Origin of the sequence: Streptococcus mitis, assembly GCF_026782895.1 — a bacterium.
GTDB classification, from domain to species: Bacteria; Bacillota; Bacilli; order Lactobacillales; family Streptococcaceae; genus Streptococcus; species Streptococcus mitis_CB.
In genome coordinates this window covers 131668-149373 of the sequence record NZ_JAKUXJ010000006.1, presented here as the reverse complement: position 1 = coordinate 149373, position 17706 = coordinate 131668, and the positions used below count along the sequence as shown (strand labels likewise).

The 17706-nt window shown below is 42.7% G+C and carries 22 protein-coding genes and 1 pseudogene (1 of these 23 only partly in view); 13 read left to right on the top strand and 10 right to left on the bottom strand.

What is annotated here, in order from left to right; translation table 11 throughout:
• Positions 1-106: 106 nt before the first annotated feature.
• From nusB to gatC, 8 genes and pseudogenes are all read right to left on the bottom strand, one after another.
• On the bottom strand, positions 107-532 hold the full coding sequence (nusB, locus tag MK480_RS08350; RefSeq protein ID WP_261087778.1) for a transcription antitermination factor NusB: 426 nt from the start codon (positions 530-532) through the stop codon (positions 107-109).
• Positions 525-914 carry an Asp23/Gls24 family envelope stress response protein gene (locus tag MK480_RS08345; RefSeq protein ID WP_000510575.1) on the bottom strand — a complete coding sequence of 130 codons (390 nt, stop codon included), beginning with the start codon at positions 912-914 and terminating at the stop codon, positions 525-527. The genes nusB and MK480_RS08345 overlap by 8 nt, the downstream gene beginning before the upstream one ends.
• 21 nt (positions 915-935) lie before the next feature.
• On the bottom strand, positions 936-1496 hold the full coding sequence (gene efp, locus MK480_RS08340) for an elongation factor P (RefSeq protein WP_000568643.1): 561 nt from the start codon (positions 1494-1496) through the stop codon (positions 936-938).
• A 138-nt stretch (positions 1497-1634) separates the two neighbouring features.
• Positions 1635-1796 (bottom strand): annotated as a pseudogene (locus MK480_RS08335) (GatB/YqeY domain-containing protein); the annotation flags it as partial.
• A gap of 108 nt (positions 1797-1904) precedes the next feature.
• Positions 1905-2300, bottom strand: coding sequence for a hypothetical protein (locus MK480_RS08330; protein ID WP_049487037.1), 396 nt, complete (start codon positions 2298-2300; stop codon positions 1905-1907).
• A gap of 43 nt (positions 2301-2343) precedes the next feature.
• Positions 2344-3789 carry an Asp-tRNA(Asn)/Glu-tRNA(Gln) amidotransferase subunit GatB gene (gene gatB / locus MK480_RS08325; protein WP_001008653.1) on the bottom strand — a complete coding sequence of 482 codons (1446 nt, stop codon included), beginning with the start codon at positions 3787-3789 and terminating at the stop codon, positions 2344-2346.
• Positions 3789-5255, bottom strand: a complete 1467-nt coding sequence (gatA, locus tag MK480_RS08320; RefSeq protein WP_268707512.1) for an Asp-tRNA(Asn)/Glu-tRNA(Gln) amidotransferase subunit GatA — start codon at positions 5253-5255, stop codon at positions 3789-3791. The genes gatB and gatA overlap by 1 nt, the downstream gene beginning before the upstream one ends.
• The gene (gene gatC, locus MK480_RS08315) at positions 5255-5557 is read right to left on the bottom strand and encodes an Asp-tRNA(Asn)/Glu-tRNA(Gln) amidotransferase subunit GatC (protein WP_084861666.1); all 303 of its coding nucleotides are present in this window, start codon (positions 5555-5557) and stop codon (positions 5255-5257) included. The genes gatA and gatC overlap by 1 nt, the downstream gene beginning before the upstream one ends.
• A 212-nt stretch (positions 5558-5769) precedes the next feature.
• Here gatC and MK480_RS08310 point away from each other — a divergent pair, with 212 nt between their 5' ends.
• On the top strand, positions 5770-7314 hold the full coding sequence (locus tag MK480_RS08310) for a peptide chain release factor 3 (protein WP_268707511.1): 1545 nt from the start codon (positions 5770-5772) through the stop codon (positions 7312-7314).
• A 10-nt stretch (positions 7315-7324) separates the two neighbouring features.
• On the top strand, positions 7325-7459 hold the full coding sequence (locus MK480_RS08305) for a hypothetical protein (RefSeq protein ID WP_268707510.1): 135 nt from the start codon (positions 7325-7327) through the stop codon (positions 7457-7459).
• A 350-nt stretch (positions 7460-7809) separates the two neighbouring features.
• On the opposite strand, the gene MK480_RS08300 is transcribed toward MK480_RS08305, so the two are convergent.
• Both MK480_RS08300 and sstT read right to left on the bottom strand, forming a co-directional pair.
• Positions 7810-8763 carry an aromatic acid exporter family protein gene (locus MK480_RS08300; RefSeq protein ID WP_268707509.1) on the bottom strand — a complete coding sequence of 318 codons (954 nt, stop codon included), beginning with the start codon at positions 8761-8763 and terminating at the stop codon, positions 7810-7812.
• Positions 8764-8831: 68 nt separating this feature from the next.
• Positions 8832-10037, bottom strand: a complete 1206-nt coding sequence (sstT, locus tag MK480_RS08295; protein ID WP_268707508.1) for a serine/threonine transporter SstT — start codon at positions 10035-10037, stop codon at positions 8832-8834.
• A gap of 151 nt (positions 10038-10188) precedes the next feature.
• Here sstT and MK480_RS08290 point away from each other — a divergent pair, with 151 nt between their 5' ends.
• The 11 genes from MK480_RS08290 to MK480_RS08240 all read left to right on the top strand — a co-directional run.
• Positions 10189-10755, top strand: coding sequence for a mechanosensitive ion channel family protein (locus tag MK480_RS08290; protein ID WP_268707507.1), 567 nt, complete (start codon positions 10189-10191; stop codon positions 10753-10755).
• Positions 10756-10806: 51 nt separating this feature from the next.
• Positions 10807-11715, top strand: a complete 909-nt coding sequence (locus MK480_RS08285; RefSeq protein ID WP_004260845.1) for a magnesium transporter CorA family protein — start codon at positions 10807-10809, stop codon at positions 11713-11715.
• A gap of 14 nt (positions 11716-11729) precedes the next feature.
• Positions 11730-12257, top strand: coding sequence for a YqeG family HAD IIIA-type phosphatase (locus MK480_RS08280; protein ID WP_153199162.1), 528 nt, complete (start codon positions 11730-11732; stop codon positions 12255-12257).
• Positions 12258-12259: 2 nt separating this feature from the next.
• On the top strand, positions 12260-13366 hold the full coding sequence (yqeH, locus tag MK480_RS08275; RefSeq protein WP_153199161.1) for a ribosome biogenesis GTPase YqeH: 1107 nt from the start codon (positions 12260-12262) through the stop codon (positions 13364-13366).
• A gap of 213 nt (positions 13367-13579) precedes the next feature.
• Positions 13580-13891: a ribosome assembly RNA-binding protein YhbY gene (gene yhbY, locus MK480_RS08270; RefSeq protein ID WP_000060169.1), complete on the top strand. Its 312-nt coding sequence runs from the start codon at positions 13580-13582 to the stop codon at positions 13889-13891.
• Positions 13892-13940: 49 nt separating this feature from the next.
• The gene (locus tag MK480_RS08265) at positions 13941-14570 is read left to right on the top strand and encodes a nicotinate-nucleotide adenylyltransferase (RefSeq protein ID WP_268707506.1); all 630 of its coding nucleotides are present in this window, start codon (positions 13941-13943) and stop codon (positions 14568-14570) included.
• Complete coding sequence (gene yqeK, locus MK480_RS08260; RefSeq protein WP_268707505.1) at positions 14570-15163, top strand: bis(5'-nucleosyl)-tetraphosphatase (symmetrical) YqeK; 594 nt, start codon at positions 14570-14572, stop codon at positions 15161-15163. The genes MK480_RS08265 and yqeK overlap by 1 nt, the downstream gene beginning before the upstream one ends.
• Positions 15164-15664, top strand: a complete 501-nt coding sequence (locus MK480_RS08255; protein ID WP_261095633.1) for a cysteine hydrolase family protein — start codon at positions 15164-15166, stop codon at positions 15662-15664.
• A 13-nt stretch (positions 15665-15677) separates the two neighbouring features.
• Positions 15678-16031: a ribosome silencing factor gene (rsfS, locus tag MK480_RS08250; protein WP_124787858.1), complete on the top strand. Its 354-nt coding sequence runs from the start codon at positions 15678-15680 to the stop codon at positions 16029-16031.
• 111 nt (positions 16032-16142) lie between these two features.
• Positions 16143-16883, top strand: a complete 741-nt coding sequence (locus MK480_RS08245; protein ID WP_326845944.1) for a class I SAM-dependent DNA methyltransferase — start codon at positions 16143-16145, stop codon at positions 16881-16883.
• 9 nt (positions 16884-16892) lie between these two features.
• Positions 16893-17706, top strand: partial view of a nucleotidyltransferase gene (locus MK480_RS08240; RefSeq protein ID WP_268707503.1) — the 5' portion only. The gene runs 284 nt beyond the window's last position; only the first 814 of its 1098 coding nucleotides appear in the window; the start codon lies at positions 16893-16895; its stop codon lies beyond the right edge, outside the window.

The following is a 17706-nucleotide window of genomic DNA, read 5'->3' as shown; positions in this document are numbered from 1 at the left end:
AATACATAAAAACTAGAACTGATTGCCAGTTCTAGTTTTTATGTGGCTCTTACTTTATATCAAGGGGAAAGTCAAAAGGTGCTTGGAAGACCAAACACCTTTTCGATTATTCATTTTCTTCAGTTACAAATTGACTAAGCAGTCCATTGATAAAACGGGCTGATTTTTGATCTGAAAAATTCTTAGCAAGTTCAATAGCTTCATTGACTGCTACCAGCTGAGGTGTATCAAATGATGTGATTTCAAAGATACCTAAGCGTAGTAAGTTTTTTTCGACCAAGGTCAAGCGCTCAACTGTCCAGCCTGACTTGAGGTGCTGATTGATTTGTTTATCCAACTCGTCTTTTTGAGCTTGAACGCCAGAAACCAAGTTCAGAAGAAAGGCAGGGATTTGTACATCTGCATCTTCACGGTCATGCGTGTAGGCAAAGTGACAAGCTGTTTCTATATCTGTGCCGAATTCAAGGCTCATGAGAGCTTGAAAAGCGCATTTTCGAAGTTCACGTCTAGATTCTAATAATGGACTAGTCATTGAGGAAGTCCTCGTTAAATAGATCTTTCAACTCAGGTTTTGGTGTTTTATCTGGAACGATTCCTGCAACATGGATGTTGACAGCAGCAAGTTCCACATCAGCCATATCACGGACAGCATCTTTGACTGCTTTTTGAATAGCAAGAGCAACTTTTGGTACCTTCACACCGTACTCAAGGTAGAGATAGATGTCAGCAGTTAGTTCTTCGTTGCTTTCTTTTAAGTAGACGCCACGACCAAGAGAGAGTTTTGATAGGGTATCAGATACGGATTTATTTGAAAATGAGTGGACACCATCAACTTTAGCAGTTGCGATGGCAATGATTTTTTCAAGTACACGTGGAGCGATAACGATTTCGCCAAATTGTTCTTCAATTCCCATAGAATGACCTCTTTCTAGAGATTAGGCACGAGAAACGTAAGTTCCTTCTGCAGTGTTGATGATCAATTTTTGTCCAGCTTCGATGAAGTCAGGAACGTTGACAACAAGTCCAGTTTCCATAGTTGCTGGTTTACCAGAACCTGTAACAGTAGCACCTTTGATAGATGGTTGTGTTTCAGCGACTGTCAATTCAACAGTAGTTGGTACAGTTACACCGATTACTTCAGTTCCGTAGAATTGGATTTTCACATCAGAGTTTTCAAGGATGTAAAGCAATTCATTTTCAACATTTACGACTGGGATTTCGTATTGGTCGTAAGTTTCAGTGTTCATGAAGTAGGCAGTTTCATCCATTTTGTACAAGTATTGAGCTGGAACAGTTTCGATAATAGCTTGTTCGAATTTTTCTTCTGGACGGTAGCTTGTGTCAAATGTAGAACCAGTACGGACATCACGCAATTTCATACGCATAATCGTGTTCCCTTTACCTGGTTTGTGGTGGCTAGCTTCCAAAACGCGGATCAATTTTCCGTCTGCAGTTTCAAATGTCATACCAGCTTTCAATTTGCTTGCTTCAATCATGTTTTTACCTCTTTAATAAATATTATTACTCTTCATTTTACCATAAAATCTTCCGGAAATAAAGCCAAAATAGTTAATGGGAGATGGTAGGAGCGAAAAAAAACCAACCTCAGGGCTGGTTTCTTTTACATATTAATCTTCTTTCAATTTCGCTAATTCCTGGGCAAAGACTTGGTGGATAATTGGAATCAAAACAGCTGGATCTGAAATTTGAACCATACCTGCTTTTTCAACGTATTCACGCGCACCACCGTCATTTTTAGCTAGGTGAACAAAGACTTTCTTGGTCGTAGCTGAGCTCTTCAAGAAGGATATGAGATTGAGGCTATTGAAAAGGTAGATCTCTTAATTTGAATGATTATTAAACTATATTATAACCTTTAAAAATCATCTAAGATATACTTGTCGTTATTTACTAGCAGTTATCTTCTTTATGGAATGATGTTCAATGAGCCATCCTACAATCCACCCCGTCGCTAGCAAGTAATTTTCGAAAGCACCGATAGCATTTACAGGAGAATGATACTCCATAAAATTGACTAAGTGATTTGTTCCTATTCCAATCCCACCGAAGATGAGAGCGAGAAGCACGATTCGTAGATAGAACCAATCGTACTTAATATTGACACCGAGAATAAGAATCAATACAGCTAGGTTCCATATTCCAATTTCTCGTTGCCAACCAGCAGAGATTCCATACCCGGAGTGACTTCCCATGTATGATGGAAAGAAAATTTGTAGTATAGAAGCGCCTAGCATAGCGATGATGACTAAAACAAATAGCAATCGTAAAAATTTGTTCATTTTTTCGTCTTTCTAAAACAGAAAAAGGTATATAAAAAGTCTGTTATTCATCTTCTTTCAACTTCGCTAATTCTTGAGCAAGAAGTTTAAGGGCAACTTGTGGGTTGGCTTGGCCTTTGGTTGCTTTCATAAGGAAGCCTGTGAAGGCCTTATCTGCGTTGCGTTTGCCTGACTTGAAGTCGGCAACAGCAGCTTCGTTATCTGCAAAGACTTGGTGGATAATTGGAATCAAAACAGCTGGATCTGAGATTTGAACCATACCTGCTTTTTCCACGTATTCACGCGCGCCACCACCATTTTTAGCTAGATGGACAAAGACTTTCTTGGCAATCTTAGAAGAGATCGTGCCGTCTTCGATGATGGCAATCATTTCAACCAAGTTTTCTGGTGTTAGTTCGATTTGTTCAAGTGTCTTGCCTTCAGCATTCAAGAATTGAGCGACTTCACCTTGGAGCCAGTTAGAGACTTGTTTGGCGTCGCCACCTAGGGCAACAGCTTTTTCAAAGAAGTCAGAAGTGACTTTATTTGCAGTCAACTGGCTAGCATCGTAGTCTGACAAGCCAAGGTCAGATACATAACGCGCACGGCGTTCTTTTGGAAACTCTGGTAATTCTGTCCGCATTTCTTCGATCCACTCGTCTGAGATTTCAAAGAGGGGTAGGTCTGGTTCTGGGAAGTAGCGGTAGTCTGCAGCACCTTCCTTGACACGCATGAGGATGGTTGCCTTATTTGCCTCATCATAACGCCGAGTTTCTTGGCGGATTTGACCACCTGAGCGAAGTATTTCAGCTTGACGTTGGACTTCATATTCAAGCCCCTTGCGGACATTTGAGAAGGAATTCAAGTTCTTCAACTCAGTCTTAGTACCGAATTTCTCTTGACCATAAGGACGAAGAGAGATGTTGGCATCCACACGCATGGAACCTTCTTCCATTTTAACGTCAGAAATGCCAGCATACTGGATAACTTCCTTGAGGGCTGTCAGATAAGCATAGGCTTCTTCTGGCGAACGCATGTCGGCTTCAGATACAATCTCAATCAAAGGCACACCTTGGCGGTTGAGGTCAACATAAGAGTAACCATCTGTACCATGGGTATTTTTACCTGCATCTTCTTCCAAGTGAGCGCGTTCGATACCGATTTTCTTAGTTGTACCGTCTTCTAGCTCGACTTCAATCCATCCATTGTAACCAATTGGTTCATCAAACTGAGAAATTTGGTAGGCTTTGGGATTATCAGGATAGAAGTAGTTCTTGCGGTCAAAGTGCATCTTTTTGTGTATGTCCATGTTGAGGGCAAGAGCTGCCTTAATACCAGCATCAACAACACCTTTATTGAGAACTGGCAGAACTCCTGGGAAAGACCAGTCAATCACGTTAGTGTTAGCGTTTTGGTCATTTCCAAAGTGGGCAGAAGTAGGTGAGAAGATTTTTGAATTGGTGTTGAGCTCTACGTGGACTTCAAGTCCAATGACTGTTTCAAAGTTCATTAGTTATCACCTCCAAAAATCACGGGTTGTTGTTTGTGGTAGTCTGTTGTTGCTTCAAAAGCAGCAGCAGCTTGGTAAATGGTTTCCTCAGAGTACTTAGGGCCAATCAATTGCAGACCGACAGGTAGTCCTTGAGAGAATCCAGCAGGAATCGAAATTCCTGGAAGACCTGCCAAGTTGACAGGAATAGTCAAGAGGTCAGCCAAGTACATGGCAACTGGATCGTGATTGAGTGAGTCCAAGTCATAAGCAACACTTGGTGCAGTTGGTCCCAAAATCAAGTCGTAATCCGCGAAGACTTTTTCGAAATCTTGGATGATGAGGGTACGGACTTGACCAGCCTTCTTATAGTAGGCGTCATAGTAACCTGATGAAAGACTGAATGTACCAAGCATGATACGGCGTTTCACTTCTTCACCGAAACCTTGGCTACGGCTGTTTACATAGATTTCATCAAGGTTAGTCGCATCCTCTGCACGATAGCCGTAACGGATACCGTCAAAACGTTGCAAGTTTGATGAAGCTTCTGATGAAGCGATGATATAGTAAACGGCAACACCGTATTTAGAGTGAGGCAGGCTGACTTCTTCGACAATAGCACCCAATTTTTCAAAGTGTTTAGCGGCATTAAGAATGGTTTCCTTAACCTCTGGGTCAATTCCTTCGCCAAGATATTCTTTAGGTAAAGCAATTTTCATGCCCTTGATGTCTTGGCCGATTTTTGAAGTAAAGTCGGCAATGCGGACAGGAGCAGAAGTAGAGTCTTTGGCATCTTCGCTGGCAATAGCGTTGAGCAAGAGGGCATTTTCCTTAACAGTTGGTGCGAAAGGTCCAATCTGGTCTAATGAGCTACCAAAGGCAATGAGACCGAAACGTGAAACTGTTCCGTAGGTTGGTTTGAGACCAACGATCCCGTTGAAGGCAGCAGGTTGGCGGATGGAACCACCAGTGTCAGAACCAAGCGACAAGCGGACTTGGCCTGAAGCTACAGCTGCAGCAGAACCACTTGATGAACCACCAGGAACCTTGTTTTGGTCCCAAGCATTTTTAGTGGCACCATAGTGAGAAGTCTCACCAGAACCACCCATGGCAAATTCGTCCATGTTGGTTTTCCCAACGACAATCATACCTTTAGATTTTGCATTGGCAACAGCAGTCGCATCAAAGATTGGCTCATAGTTGTAGAGCATTTTTGAGGCAGCAGTTGTGAGAATACCGTCTGTAGAGATGTTATCCTTAACTGCAAGTGGAATTCCTGAAAGGACATTATCAGCATCGATTCCAGCTTCATCAATGGCTTTAGCTTGGGCAAGAGCTTGCTCTTCAGCGATGGTAACAAAAGAGTTGATAGCTGTCTCGCGAGATTTGATATCTTCAAGCGTTGCTTGCGTTAGTTCGGTTGCAGAAATTTCCTTAGATACAAGGAGATTGTGCAAGTCTTCAATAGTTTTGTTATTAAAAGTCATTAGGCATCTCCTCCATCATCTAGGATAGCTGGCACCTTGATATAATAGTTATCTTTTTCAGGTACGTTTTTAAACAAGCGATCACGGTCTGTTCCTTTTTCGGCCACATCAGGGCGGAGTACAGTCTTGCGGTCAGCCATAGTCATAGTTGGTGCAACACCAGTTGTGTCAACTTCGCCCAGCAATTCAACCATGTCCACAATCTTAGACAAGGTAGTCGCAAAGGCAGCAGTTTCTTCTTCAGAGAATCTTAATTTTGAAAGATTGGCAACGTGTGTTACCTCTTCTTGCGTAATTTTCATCTTGCATCCTTTCGTGAAATGATGATTTTTAGTCTGTTCTATTTTACCATATTTTCCTATAAATAAGGGAGGGGGAAGTGAAAAGAAATAGAAATTGAAAAAAATGCTAAAATCCGATATAATGGAATGTTGAAAGGAATGGTACAATCCAATGTAAAAATCATTCTTAGCTATTGAAACAGGAAAAATAGAGAATCAAAGAAAGAGAACTTATGAATATTCAAGAAGAAATTAAGAAACGTCGTACCTTTGCCATCATCTCCCACCCGGACGCGGGGAAAACAACCATCACTGAGCAATTGCTCTACTTTGGGGGCGAGATTCGTGAGGCTGGTACTGTAAAAGGAAAGAAAACAGGGACTTTTGCCAAGTCTGACTGGATGGATATCGAGAAGCAACGTGGTATTTCGGTTACTTCATCTGTGATGCAGTTTGACTACGATGGTAAGCGCGTGAATATCCTCGACACACCAGGACACGAGGACTTTTCAGAAGATACCTATCGTACCTTGATGGCGGTGGATGCTGCTGTCATGGTGGTGGACTCTGCCAAGGGTATCGAGGCCCAAACCAAGAAATTGTTCGAGGTTGTGAAACATCGTGGCATTCCAGTCTTTACCTTTATGAACAAGCTAGATCGTGACGGTCGTGAACCGCTAGACCTCTTGCAAGAATTGGAAGAAGTTTTGGGCATTGCCAGCTATCCGATGAACTGGCCAATCGGGATGGGGAAAGCCTTTGAAGGGCTCTATGACCTCTATAACCAACGCTTGGAACTCTACAAAGGCGATGAGCGTTTTGCCAGTCTAGAAGATGGGGACAAGCTTTTTGGTAGCAATCCCTTCTACGAACAAGTCAAAGATGACATTGAGCTTTTAAATGAAGCTGGGAATGAGTTTTCAGAGGAAGCTATTCTGGCTGGAGAATTAACACCTGTTTTCTTCGGTTCAGCTCTTACTAACTTTGGTGTGCAGACCTTCCTTGAGACCTTCCTCAAGTTTGCTCCAGAACCACATGGACACAAGAAAACAGACGGTGAAATTGTAGATCCTTACGACAAGGATTTCTCAGGATTTGTCTTTAAAATCCAAGCCAACATGGACCCTCGTCACCGTGACCGTATCGCCTTTGTCCGTGTCGTATCAGGTGAATTTGAGCGTGGTATGAGTGTCAACCTACCTCGCACTGGTAAGGGTGCTAAACTATCTAATGTTACTCAGTTTATGGCGGAAAGTCGTGAGAATGTGACCAATGCCGTGGCAGGTGATATCATCGGTGTTTACGATACCGGTACTTATCAGGTTGGGGACACTTTAACAGTTGGAAAAAACAAGTTTGAATTTGAACCCCTACCAACCTTTACACCTGAAATTTTCATGAAAGTTTCTGCTAAGAATGTCATGAAGCAAAAATCCTTCCATAAGGGGATTGAGCAACTGGTACAAGAAGGAGCCATCCAGCTTTATAAGAATTACCAAACAGGCGAGTACATGCTGGGAGCTGTTGGTCAACTCCAGTTTGAAGTCTTTAAACATCGCATGGAAGGCGAGTACAATGCGGAAGTCGTTATGAGCCCAATGGGTAAAAAGACCGTTCGTTGGATCAAGCCTGAGGATTTGGATGAACGGATGTCGTCAAGCCGAAATATCTTGGCTAAAGACCGTTTCGACCAACCAGTCTTCCTCTTTGAAAACGACTTTTCCCTCCGCTGGTTTGCAGACAAGTATCCAGACGTAGAGTTGGAGGAAAAAATGTAAATCGTTACAAATGACTAGCAACATAAAGTTGCTGTCATTTGACGGTAACCGCTATGGCGGCTTACCTAAACGCTTCACTAAGAAAAATCCACGAATATTATCGATTCGTGGATTTTTCCGTCGTAATGGTAAGGAAGCGAACTAGCTAACTGCCTTACTAACTACGTTTGGTAAATAAAATTGGTTTGTAAAACTCCGTGTTTTAGTTCAGTAAATTTATTTGATTGTATAACAATCAAAGTAACTAATGCCAAGTTTCTATGGAACTTGGCTAGGTGCTCCACTAGTAAAGTTTTACGAATAATATCGATTTGCCAAACTCCGTGTAGTGGATAATAATACTGCCAAGTTTGCAGTATTTTATCTCAGCATTCTATAAAAAGATGTTGAATATTAAGCCTTATTCGTTTTACTATTAACCTTTATGGTGCTAACTTACAAATAAAAGAAAACTTCAGCTATTCACCTTTTGTGATTGGTCTGAAGTTTTCTTTTTTACTGTCCATATTTTTGGTAAAAATCAACTTTTACTTGGATGAAGGTTTTGGCTTCACGTAGGAGTTGAAGAAGTGTGGCGCGGGTTTCAAATTCTTCTCTTGTCTTGGGGAGACTGCGGTTACGGAAGACTTCCAGATAACGTTCAATTTCATCTAGCAAATCAGAAGCAGGATTGGTCTGGCTCAGTTGACCGGCAATTTTTGAAAAGAGTTGGGCCAAAATTAGGCTTTCACTGGCAGCTAGGTGACAGGTGTTGATTTGCTGGGCCATATTTCGCAGGATACGACTTTGTCGCTGTCTCATTTCAAAATAGTGGATATGGTAGTCGGTTTGGTGAAAGAGGTGGTCAGAGTGATCCAAATAGACTAGTCTGAGTGCCTCTTCCAAAAGGGTGTCCAATTCTTCAACCAGCTGTGCTCGGTTGCGTCCGTCCCCTCTGGATAAATAATATTTGAAGCGCTGGAGAATATCTTTTAACTTTTCTTCTACCAATGTGTGGTAGTGATGAATTTCCTCTTCTCGTGAAGGCATGTAGAGATTGACAAGCAAGGCAAATCCTGTACCGATAGCAAAGAGAAGGAATTCATTGACTAGGAGGTCTGGAGAGGTTGACTCTTGTACCAAGAGGTGGCTAACCAAAACGCTACTTGGTGTGATGCCAATTTCCCAGCCCATCTTGTAAGCTAGAGGAACGTATAGGGCCAAATAGAGGCCAAGGCTCCAGATATGAAATCCGCTCAAGTGAAAGACCAAAACCCCAATAGCCAGAGCTAGAAGCATAGAAAAAAGACGATTGCGGGCCAATTTTAAAGTGCTTCTACGAGTATCAGATAGGCTTAAGAGAGCGATAATTCCGGCTGAAACTGCAGAAGAAAGATTGAGAAAATAAGCAAGAAGACAGGCAAGACAGGTGGCTAAGATGAGCTTGGTCGTACGTTGGCTAATAGACATAAGAATTTCCTAATAAGACTAGAATAAAAGCGGAAAAGACAAGACCTGAGCAGGCTTGTCTTTATAGATTATTTTTTACGGGTTGCTGCGTATTCGGCAACGGCAGTAAAGAGGACGTCTGTAGAAGAGTTGAGGGCTGTTTCACATGAGTCTTGGATGACCCCAATCACAAAGCCAACTCCGACAACTTGCATGGCAATATCGTTAGAAATACCGAAAAGGCTACAAGCAACTGGGATAAGAAGAAGGGAACCTCCCGCAATACCAGAAGCACCACAGGCTGATATTGCTGCTACAACACTGAGGACAAAGGCTGTCGCAAAGTCAACAGGGATTCCCAAAGTATTTACTGCAGCAAGGGTTAAAACGTTAATAGTAATCGCTGCCCCGGCCATGTTGATAGTAGAGCCGAGTGGGATAGAAACCGAATAGGTATCTGGATCTAGTCCAAGGTCGTGACAAAGTTTCATGTTGACAGGGATGTTCGCCGCAGAACTACGAGTAAAGAAGGCTGTAACACCGCTGACACGCAAACATTTCCAAACGAGGGGATAAGGATTTCTCTTCATAAAGAGAAAGGCAATCAATGGATTGACAACCAGAGCGACAAAGAACATAGTTGTCACCAAGAGGGCAAGCAAGATTCCGTAGTTAGCGAGGCTTCCGATTCCCTTATCAGAGATGGTTTTGAAGACAAGACCAAGGATACCAAATGGAGCTAGGTTGATAATCCATTCGACAATCTTAGAAGTCACATCAGCTATGGTTTTCAGCAATTCTTTACTATTTTTGCTGGCTTCTCTCATAGCAATCCCGAAAACAACTGCCCAGGATAGGATACCGATGTAGTTGGCTGTGACAAGGGCATTGACTGGGTTGTCAACCAGTTTGAGCAAGAGGTTGCTGAGGACTTGTCCAATCCCATCTGGTGGAGCAATATCGGTATTAGCACTATTTAGGGTAATCTCAACAGGGAGAATGAAGCTTGCTAGGACAGCAACAAGCGCCGCTGCAAAGGTTCCTACCAAGTAAAGGAAGATAACCGTTTTCATGTTGCTATCTTGTCCCTTTTGATGTTGGGAAAGGGCGTTAGCAACGAGAGCAAAGACTAGAATGGGTGCGATGGCTTTTAGACCGCCAACAAAGAGATCTCCAAGTAGACCAATTCCTGAAATGTTAGGAAGTGTCAGCCCTAGGGTTCCTCCAATAAGCATACCAATCAAAATCCGTTTGATTAGGCTTGCCTTATTCCAAGCATGAATGATTTTTTTCATAACAATCTCCTTTGTTGTGTAATGTTTATGATTATAGTATAAATATGAGCTAAAATCAAGAATTTTCTGTCTATTTTGGCTATTATTTTTGAATATTTATGGAGATTCATCACTTGTGAAAGTATGGTATAATAAATGAAAGGAGTTTTCTATGCAAGAATTTTTTCAAACCTACCTCAATAAGCTTGATATAACAACGATTATTGAGAATATCTTAACCAAGTTAATTTCTCTGTTATTTCTATTTTTACTATTTTATATAGCTAAGAAACTGCTCCATACCATGGTGCAGAGAATTGTTAAACCTTCTCTAAAAATGTCTCGTCATGATGTCGGGCGTCAGAAAACCATCTCACGTCTGTTAGAAAATGTGTTTAATTATACCCTTTATTTCTTTTTACTTTACTGTATCTTGTCTATTTTGGGTTTGCCAGTTTCGAGTTTGCTGGCAGGGGCTGGGATTGCTGGGGTGGCTATTGGGATGGGAGCCCAAGGTTTTCTGTCTGATGTCATCAATGGCTTTTTCATCCTCTTTGAACGTCAACTGGATGTGGGAGATGAGGTAGTTCTGACAAATGGTCCTATTACTGTCTCGGGCAAGGTGGTTAGTGTCGGTATTCGAACAACGCAACTCAGAGGAGAAGATCAGGTTCTGCACTTCGTTCCCAATCGGAATATCACCGTCGTCAGCAATTACTCTCGGACAGACCAGGCCTGAAATTTTAGCAGATTTATGGTACAATAGAAAGAGTTTGGTAAAGGAGAGAAGATGTTTTTAGAAAAACAGTTGGGCAATGGTTGTACCTGGATTAACCTAGATTTGGACAAGTTGAAAAAACTAGAGGACCTTTCTGAAATCTACGGTTTGGACAAGGAAACCATCGAATATGCGCTGGATAGAAATGAGCGTGCCCACATGGATTATCACCGTGAAAATGGGACTGTGACCTTTATCTACAATGTCTTGAACTTGAAAAAGGATAAGGCATACTATGAAGCTTTTCCCATGACCTTTATCGTGGAACATCGTCGCCTGATTACCATTAGTAATACCAAGAACGCCTATGTCATTGAACAGATGACCCGTTATCTGGAGAGTCATGACATGCTTTCGATTTACAAGTTTCTCTTTGCCAGTCTGGAAATCATCAGTAATGCCTACTATCCTGTCATCGAGCAGATGGATAAGAGTAAGGATGAGGTCAATGGCCTCTTGCGCCAGCGGACGACTAAGAAAAACCTTTTTGCCCTTTCCGACTTGGAGACTGGTATGGTTTACCTCACTGCGGCTGCTAAGCAAAATCGCATGTTGCTGGAACATATTCAAGGGCATGCCCTCTATCGCAGTTTTAACGAGATTGAGAGAGAGCAGTTTGATGATGCCATGATTGAGGCTCATCAGCTAGTATCCATGACAGACTTGATTTCTCAAGTTCTTCAACAACTATCAGCATCTTACAACAATATCCTAAATAATAATCTGAATGATAATTTGACAACCTTGACTATCATTTCAGTCTTGCTAGCTGTTTTGGCAGTAGTTACAGGCTTTTTCGGAATGAATGTTCCGCTCCCTTTAACAGATGAGCCCCATGCTTGGCTCTACATTAGTTTGGCCAGTGCTGGTTTGTGGATTGTCCTGTCATTGTTGCTAAGGAAAATTGCTAAAAAAAGTTAAGAAAAGGAGCCTGAATGGCGATTGAAAACTATATGCCAGATTTTGCTGTGGAAGCAGTCTATGATCTGACAGTCCCAAGCCTGCAGGCGCAGGGAATCAAGGCTGTTTTGGTCGATTTGGACAATACCCTCATTGCTTGGAACAACCCTGACGGGACGCCAGAGATGAAGCAATGGCTACATGATCTCCGTGACGCGGGTATTCGCATCATTGTGGTCTCAAATAACACCAAAAAACGAGTCCAACGCGCAGTTGAGAAGTTTGGAATTGATTACGTTTATTGGGCTCTGAAGCCCTTCACATTTGGGATTGACCGTGCCATGAAGGAATTCCACTATGAGAAAAGTGAAGTGGTCATGGTTGGCGACCAGCTCATGACAGATATTCGAGCAGCCCACCGTGCAGGCATTCGCTCAATCTTGGTCAGGCCCTTGGTTCAGCACGACTCTATCAAGACTCAGATTAACCGTGCTCGTGAGCGCCGTGTTATGCGAAAAATCACTGAAAAGTACGGACCGATTACATATAAAAAAGGAATTTAACTATGGAAGAAATTCTCTGTATTGGTTGTGGAGCAACCATTCAGACGACAGACAAGGATGGTCTTGGTTTTACCCCCCAGTCGGCACTTGAAAAAGGCTTGGAGACAGGCGAAGTCTATTGCCAACGTTGTTTCCGTCTCCGCCACTACAATGAAATCACTGATGTTCAGTTGACGGATGATGATTTCCTCAAGCTCTTGCACGAGGTGGGAGATAGTGATGCCCTAGTAGTCAATGTCATTGATATCTTTGACTTTAATGGCTCTGTTATCCCAGGCTTGCCACGTTTTGTATCGGGCAATGATGTCCTCTTGGTCGGAAATAAAAAAGATATCCTGCCCAAGTCAGTTAAGCCGAGCAAGATTAGCCAGTGGCTCATGGAGCGTGCCCACGAAGAAGGGCTTCGTCCTGTGGATGTCGTCCTAACTTCAGCCCAAAACAAACATGCCATTAAGGAAGTCATTGACAAAATCGAGCACTACCGTAAGGGTCGCGATGTCTATGTGGTCGGTGTAACCAACGTTGGAAAATCTACCCTAATCAATGCCATTATCCAAGAAATCACGGGTGACCAGAACGTCATTACGACTTCACGCTTCCCAGGGACAACCTTGGATAAAATTGAGATCCCGCTTGATGATGGATCTTATATCTACGATACGCCGGGAATCATCCATCGTCACCAAATGGCCCATTACTTGACGGCTAAAAATCTCAAGTATGTCAGTCCTAAAAAGGAAATCAAGCCTAAAACCTATCAGCTTAATCCTGAGCAAACCCTGTTTTTAGGTGGACTCGGACGCTTTGACTTTATTGCAGGAGAAAAGCAAGGTTTTACAGCCTTCTTTGACAATGAACTCAAATTGCATCGTACTAAGCTAGAAGGAGCTAGTGCTTTCTACGACAAGCACCTTGGAAGCCTTCTCACTCCTCCAAATAGCAAGGAAAAAGAAGATTTTCCAAAACTAGTCCAACATGTATTTAACATTAAGGAAAAGACAGACCTAGTCATCTCTGGACTCGGCTGGATCCGTGTAACAGGCACAGCCAAAGTCGCCGTCTGGGCACCAGAAGGCGTCGCCGTCGTCACACGAAAAGCAATTATTTAAACTAAAATCACTGAGCGAACAAAGTGAGCTCATAAAAAGATAGTTATTGCCGTGGTATCTTGCCAATCTGTAGATTGGCAAGGGGCACAATTGAGACCAAGGCTCAATTGTGAGGTCAGGAAATCCATTTTCCAAAGATGAGATCTTTGAAAAATTAGTTCCGACCGTCCCTCACCACCTAAAATAACTATCAAAAAAACAAGGAAGAAAATTATGTCATTAACATCAAAGCAACGTGCCTTCCTCAACAGCCAGGCACATACCCTCAAACCCATCATCCAAATTGGAAAAAATGGACTCAACGACCAAATCAAAACCAGCGTCCGTCAAGCTCTTGACGCTCGTGAATTGATTAAAGTAACGCTCTTACAAAACACAGATGAAAATATCCACGAAGTAGCTGAAATCTTGGAAGAAGAAATCGGTGTGGATACAGTCCAAAAAATCGGACGCATCTTGATTTTGTTTAAACAATCCAGCAAGAAAGAAAATCGCAAGATTTCTAAAAAAGTCAAAGAAATCTAAAAACTACTCCAAACAACTGTTTTTACAGAGAAATAAAGGAGACTAGCCTATGGCAATCGAACTATTGACTCCCTTTACCAAGGTAGAGTTGGAGCCAGAAATCAAGGAGAAAAAACGCAAACAAGTCGGGATTTTAGGGGGGAATTTTAACCCTGTTCACAATGCCCATCTCATCGTTGCGGACCAAGTACGCCAGCAGTTAGGACTGGATCAAGTTTTGCTCATGCCTGAGTACCAACCTCCTCACGTAGATAAAAAGGAAACCATCCCTGAACACCATCGTCTCAAGATGCTTGAATTGGCGATTGAGGGGATTGAAGGTCTGGACATTGAAACAATCGAGCTAGAGCGCAAGGGCATTTCTTATACCTACGACACCATGAAGCTTCTAACTGAGAAGAATCCAGATACAGATTATTACTTTATCATCGGTGCCGACATGGTAGACTATCTGCCCAAGTGGTACCGAATTGATGAGTTGGTCGATATGGTTCAGTTTGTAGGGGTTCAGCGCCCACGCTACAAGGCAGGGACTTCCTATCCCGTTATCTGGGTGGATGTGCCTCTCATGGATATCTCGTCCAGCATGGTGCGTGCCTTCCTTGCCCAAGGTCGGAAACCCAACTTTCTCCTGCCTCAGCCTGTGCTAGACTACATCGAGAAGGAGGGGCTCTACTGATGGCCTATCAAGACTATATCAACTGCTCTCGTGAGGCTTTGTTGGAAAAAATGGCAGAGCTTCTGCCTGAAAAACGCTTAACCCATTGCTTGGGTGTGGAGAGTGCAGCCATAGAATTGGCTCAGCGATTTGGAGTCGATGCCGAGAAAGCAGGTCTTGCAGGCCTTCTTCATGACTATGCTAAAAAGCTGTCAGATCAGGAATTTCTGGATTTGATTGACCGTTACCAGCTAGATTCTGATCTCAAAAACTGGGGCAATAATGTCTGGCATGGCATGATTGGCATCTACAAGATTCAGGAAGATTTGAATTTGCATGATTCTGAAATCCTGCGAGCTATCGAAATCCATACAGTCGGGGCGGCTCAGATGACAGACCTAGACAAGGTTATCTATGTCGCAGACTATATAGAGCACAATCGTGCCTTTCCTGGAGTAGATGTGGCGCGTGAGATTGCAAGTTTATCGCTTAATAAGGCGGTGGCCTACGAAACAGCTCGAACTGTGGAGCATCTAGCTCATCAGGGATTCCCCATCTATCCCCAAACCCTTGAAACCTATAACGCCTTTGTGCACTATTTGAAAGAGGACTAAATGAAGACGGCTTTTATAATCATTGATGTTCAGAATATTTTAGTGGAAACCGGTTTTCAGACAAATAGTCTATTGGAAAAAATTTCTTATTTACAAAACCAGGCTAGAAGCAAGAATATCGAAATTATCTATGTTCAACATATTGAGGATTCTGAAGCTCAAACATCAGAAGATTGGCAGATATCTGGACTTTTAAATCGAAAACCTAATGAAAAGGTCTTTCAGAAGAAGTATAACAGTATTTTCAAAGAAACTGGTTTAAAAGAATACTTGGATAAACAGGGGATTGAAAAATTAGTTTTATGTGGTATGCAGACAGAATATTGTGTGGATACCTCTGTCAAGGTTGCCTTTGAATATGGCTATCAGCTTATTATTCCAGAAGGAACTTGCACAACGTTTGATGGGGATGATATTCCAGCAGAAACGATTAATGAATTTTATGAGGACATTTGGGAGGAGCGCTTTGCAGATGTCCTAGATTACAAACATATTTTCTAAAAAAGAGGATTAAATGAACGAAAAAGAATTACTAGAACTAGTCGTGAAAGCGGCTGATGAGAAACGTGCGGAGGATATCCTCGCACTTGATGTACAAGATTTAACCAGTGTGACTGACTACTTTGTTATTACTAGCTCGATGAATAGCCGTCAGTTGGACGCTATCGCTGACAATATCCGTGAAAAAGTAGCTGAAGCAGGCTTTAAAGGAAGTCATGTAGAAGGCGATGCAGCTGGAGGCTGGGTCTTGCTGGACCTCGGTGCTGTTGTTGTGCATATCTTCTCAGAAGAAATGCGTGCCCACTATAATCTAGAAAAACTATGGCATGAGGCGGACTCAGTAGATATTTCAGAAGCTCTTGCTTAGAAGACGAACTCAGTTGCAGTCAACTGGGTTTTATTTGCTTTTTTAGAAGAAATTGATAGAAAGGTATAGGGCGAGTGGTGTTTTGCCATGGAGGCTCTTGGTATCATGATTATGGCAACTTATGAAACTTTTGCGGCTGTTTACGATGCTGTGATGGATGATAGTTTATACGACAAATGGACGGATTTTTCTCTGCGTCATTTGCCTAAGACCAAGGAGAGAAAGAAACTCTTGGAATTGGCTTGTGGGACAGGAATTCAATCTGTGCGCTTTTCTCAGGCAGGTTTTGATGTGACAGGACTTGATTTGAGTGCGGATATGTTGAAGATTGCTGAGAAGAGAGCTGCTTCCGCAAAGCAAAAGATTGATTTTATTGAAGGCAATATGCTAGATTTGTCCAAGGCAGGTCAATATGATTTTGTCACGTGTTACTCGGACTCAATCTGCTACATGCAGGATGAGGTGGAAGTAGGGGATGTTTTTAAGGAAGTGTATAATGCCCTTAATGAAGATGGAGTTTTCATCTTTGATGTGCATTCGACCTACCAGACAGATGAAATTTTTCCAGGCTATTCCTACCATGAAAATGCGGAAGATTTCGCCATGCTATGGGATACCTATGAGGATGCAGCGCCTCACTCTATCGTTCATGAGTTGACTTTCTTTATCAAGGAAGCCGATGGTTCCTTTAGTCGCCACGATGAAGTGCATGAGGAGCGTACATACGAAGTCTTGACCTATGATATCTTGCTGGAGCAGGCTGGGTTTAAGTCTTTCAAACTCTATGCAGACTTTGAGGACAAGGAGCCGAGAGAGACAAGTACCCGTTGGTTTTTTGTGGCGCAGAAGTAGGAGATCACTATGACCATCACAGGTATTATTGCGGAGTTCAATCCTTTTCATAATGGGCATAAATACCTGCTGGAACAGGCAGAGGGACTGAAAATCGTAGCCATGTCTGGAAATTTCATGCAACGTGGAGAGCCTGCTATTGTGGATAAGTGGGCACGGGCCCAGATGGCGCTGGAAAATGGAGCGGATCTGGTAGTGGAATTACCCTTTTTAGTCAGTGTTCAGGCAGCAGATTTCTTCGGTCAAGGAGCTGTGGATATCTTGGCTCGGTTGGGCATTGATACTCTAGCATTTGGGACGGAGGAAGTTCTGGATTATCAAAAAATCGCTGACTTATACACAGAGCAAGGTGCTGAGATGGAGAAGTTTGTGGAAAATCTGCCTGATTCCCTTTCCTATCCCCAGAAAACCCAAGCTATGTGGAAGGAATTTGCTGGTCTTGATTTTTCAGGCAATACGCCCAATCATGTCCTTGCTCTTGCTTATGCCAAGGCGGTTGCGGGACGAAACATCAAACTTTATCCGATTCAGCGTCAGGGTGCGGGTTACCATTCTGTGGACAAGGATGTGGATTTTGCCTCAGCGACGGCCCTCCGTCAGCATCAATCAGACAAAAATTTCTTAGAACGCTTTATGCCTTCTATTGCCCTATTTGAGCAGGCCAGTAAGGTGAGCTGGGAAGACTATTTTCCCTTGCTCCGCTATCAAATCTTGTCCAATCCAGACCTAACCACTATCTATCAGGTCAATCAAGAAATGGCAGTACGCATCAAGGATGCCATCAAGACAGCCCAGTCTGTGGAAGACTTGGTTGAGGCGGTTG

Coding starts and splice junctions, on each gene's coding strand:
- nusB (WP_261087778.1), bottom strand. CDS start 532: ATGACTAGTCCATTATTAGAATCTAGACGTGAACTTCGAAAATGCGCT.
- MK480_RS08345 (WP_000510575.1), bottom strand. CDS start 914: ATGGGAATTGAAGAACAATTTGGCGAAATCGTTATCGCTCCACGTGTA.
- efp (WP_000568643.1), bottom strand. CDS start 1,496: ATGATTGAAGCAAGCAAATTGAAAGCTGGTATGACATTTGAAACTGCA.
- MK480_RS08330 (WP_049487037.1), bottom strand. CDS start 2,300: ATGAACAAATTTTTACGATTGCTATTTGTTTTAGTCATCATCGCTATG.
- gatB (WP_001008653.1), bottom strand. CDS start 3,789: ATGAACTTTGAAACAGTCATTGGACTTGAAGTCCACGTAGAGCTCAAC.
- gatA (WP_268707512.1), bottom strand. CDS start 5,255: ATGACTTTTAATAACAAAACTATTGAAGACTTGCACAATCTCCTTGTA.
- gatC (WP_084861666.1), bottom strand. CDS start 5,557: ATGAAAATTACGCAAGAAGAGGTAACACACGTTGCCAATCTTTCAAAA.
- MK480_RS08310 (WP_268707511.1), top strand. CDS start 5,770: ATGAATATTCAAGAAGAAATTAAGAAACGTCGTACCTTTGCCATCATC.
- MK480_RS08305 (WP_268707510.1), top strand. CDS start 7,325: ATGACTAGCAACATAAAGTTGCTGTCATTTGACGGTAACCGCTATGGC.
- MK480_RS08300 (WP_268707509.1), bottom strand. CDS start 8,763: ATGTCTATTAGCCAACGTACGACCAAGCTCATCTTAGCCACCTGTCTT.
- sstT (WP_268707508.1), bottom strand. CDS start 10,037: ATGAAAAAAATCATTCATGCTTGGAATAAGGCAAGCCTAATCAAACGG.
- MK480_RS08290 (WP_268707507.1), top strand. CDS start 10,189: ATGCAAGAATTTTTTCAAACCTACCTCAATAAGCTTGATATAACAACG.
- MK480_RS08285 (WP_004260845.1), top strand. CDS start 10,807: ATGTTTTTAGAAAAACAGTTGGGCAATGGTTGTACCTGGATTAACCTA.
- MK480_RS08280 (WP_153199162.1), top strand. CDS start 11,730: ATGGCGATTGAAAACTATATGCCAGATTTTGCTGTGGAAGCAGTCTAT.
- yqeH (WP_153199161.1), top strand. CDS start 12,260: ATGGAAGAAATTCTCTGTATTGGTTGTGGAGCAACCATTCAGACGACA.
- yhbY (WP_000060169.1), top strand. CDS start 13,580: ATGTCATTAACATCAAAGCAACGTGCCTTCCTCAACAGCCAGGCACAT.
- MK480_RS08265 (WP_268707506.1), top strand. CDS start 13,941: ATGGCAATCGAACTATTGACTCCCTTTACCAAGGTAGAGTTGGAGCCA.
- yqeK (WP_268707505.1), top strand. CDS start 14,570: ATGGCCTATCAAGACTATATCAACTGCTCTCGTGAGGCTTTGTTGGAA.
- MK480_RS08255 (WP_261095633.1), top strand. CDS start 15,164: ATGAAGACGGCTTTTATAATCATTGATGTTCAGAATATTTTAGTGGAA.
- rsfS (WP_124787858.1), top strand. CDS start 15,678: ATGAACGAAAAAGAATTACTAGAACTAGTCGTGAAAGCGGCTGATGAG.
- MK480_RS08245 (WP_326845944.1), top strand. CDS start 16,143: ATGGCAACTTATGAAACTTTTGCGGCTGTTTACGATGCTGTGATGGAT.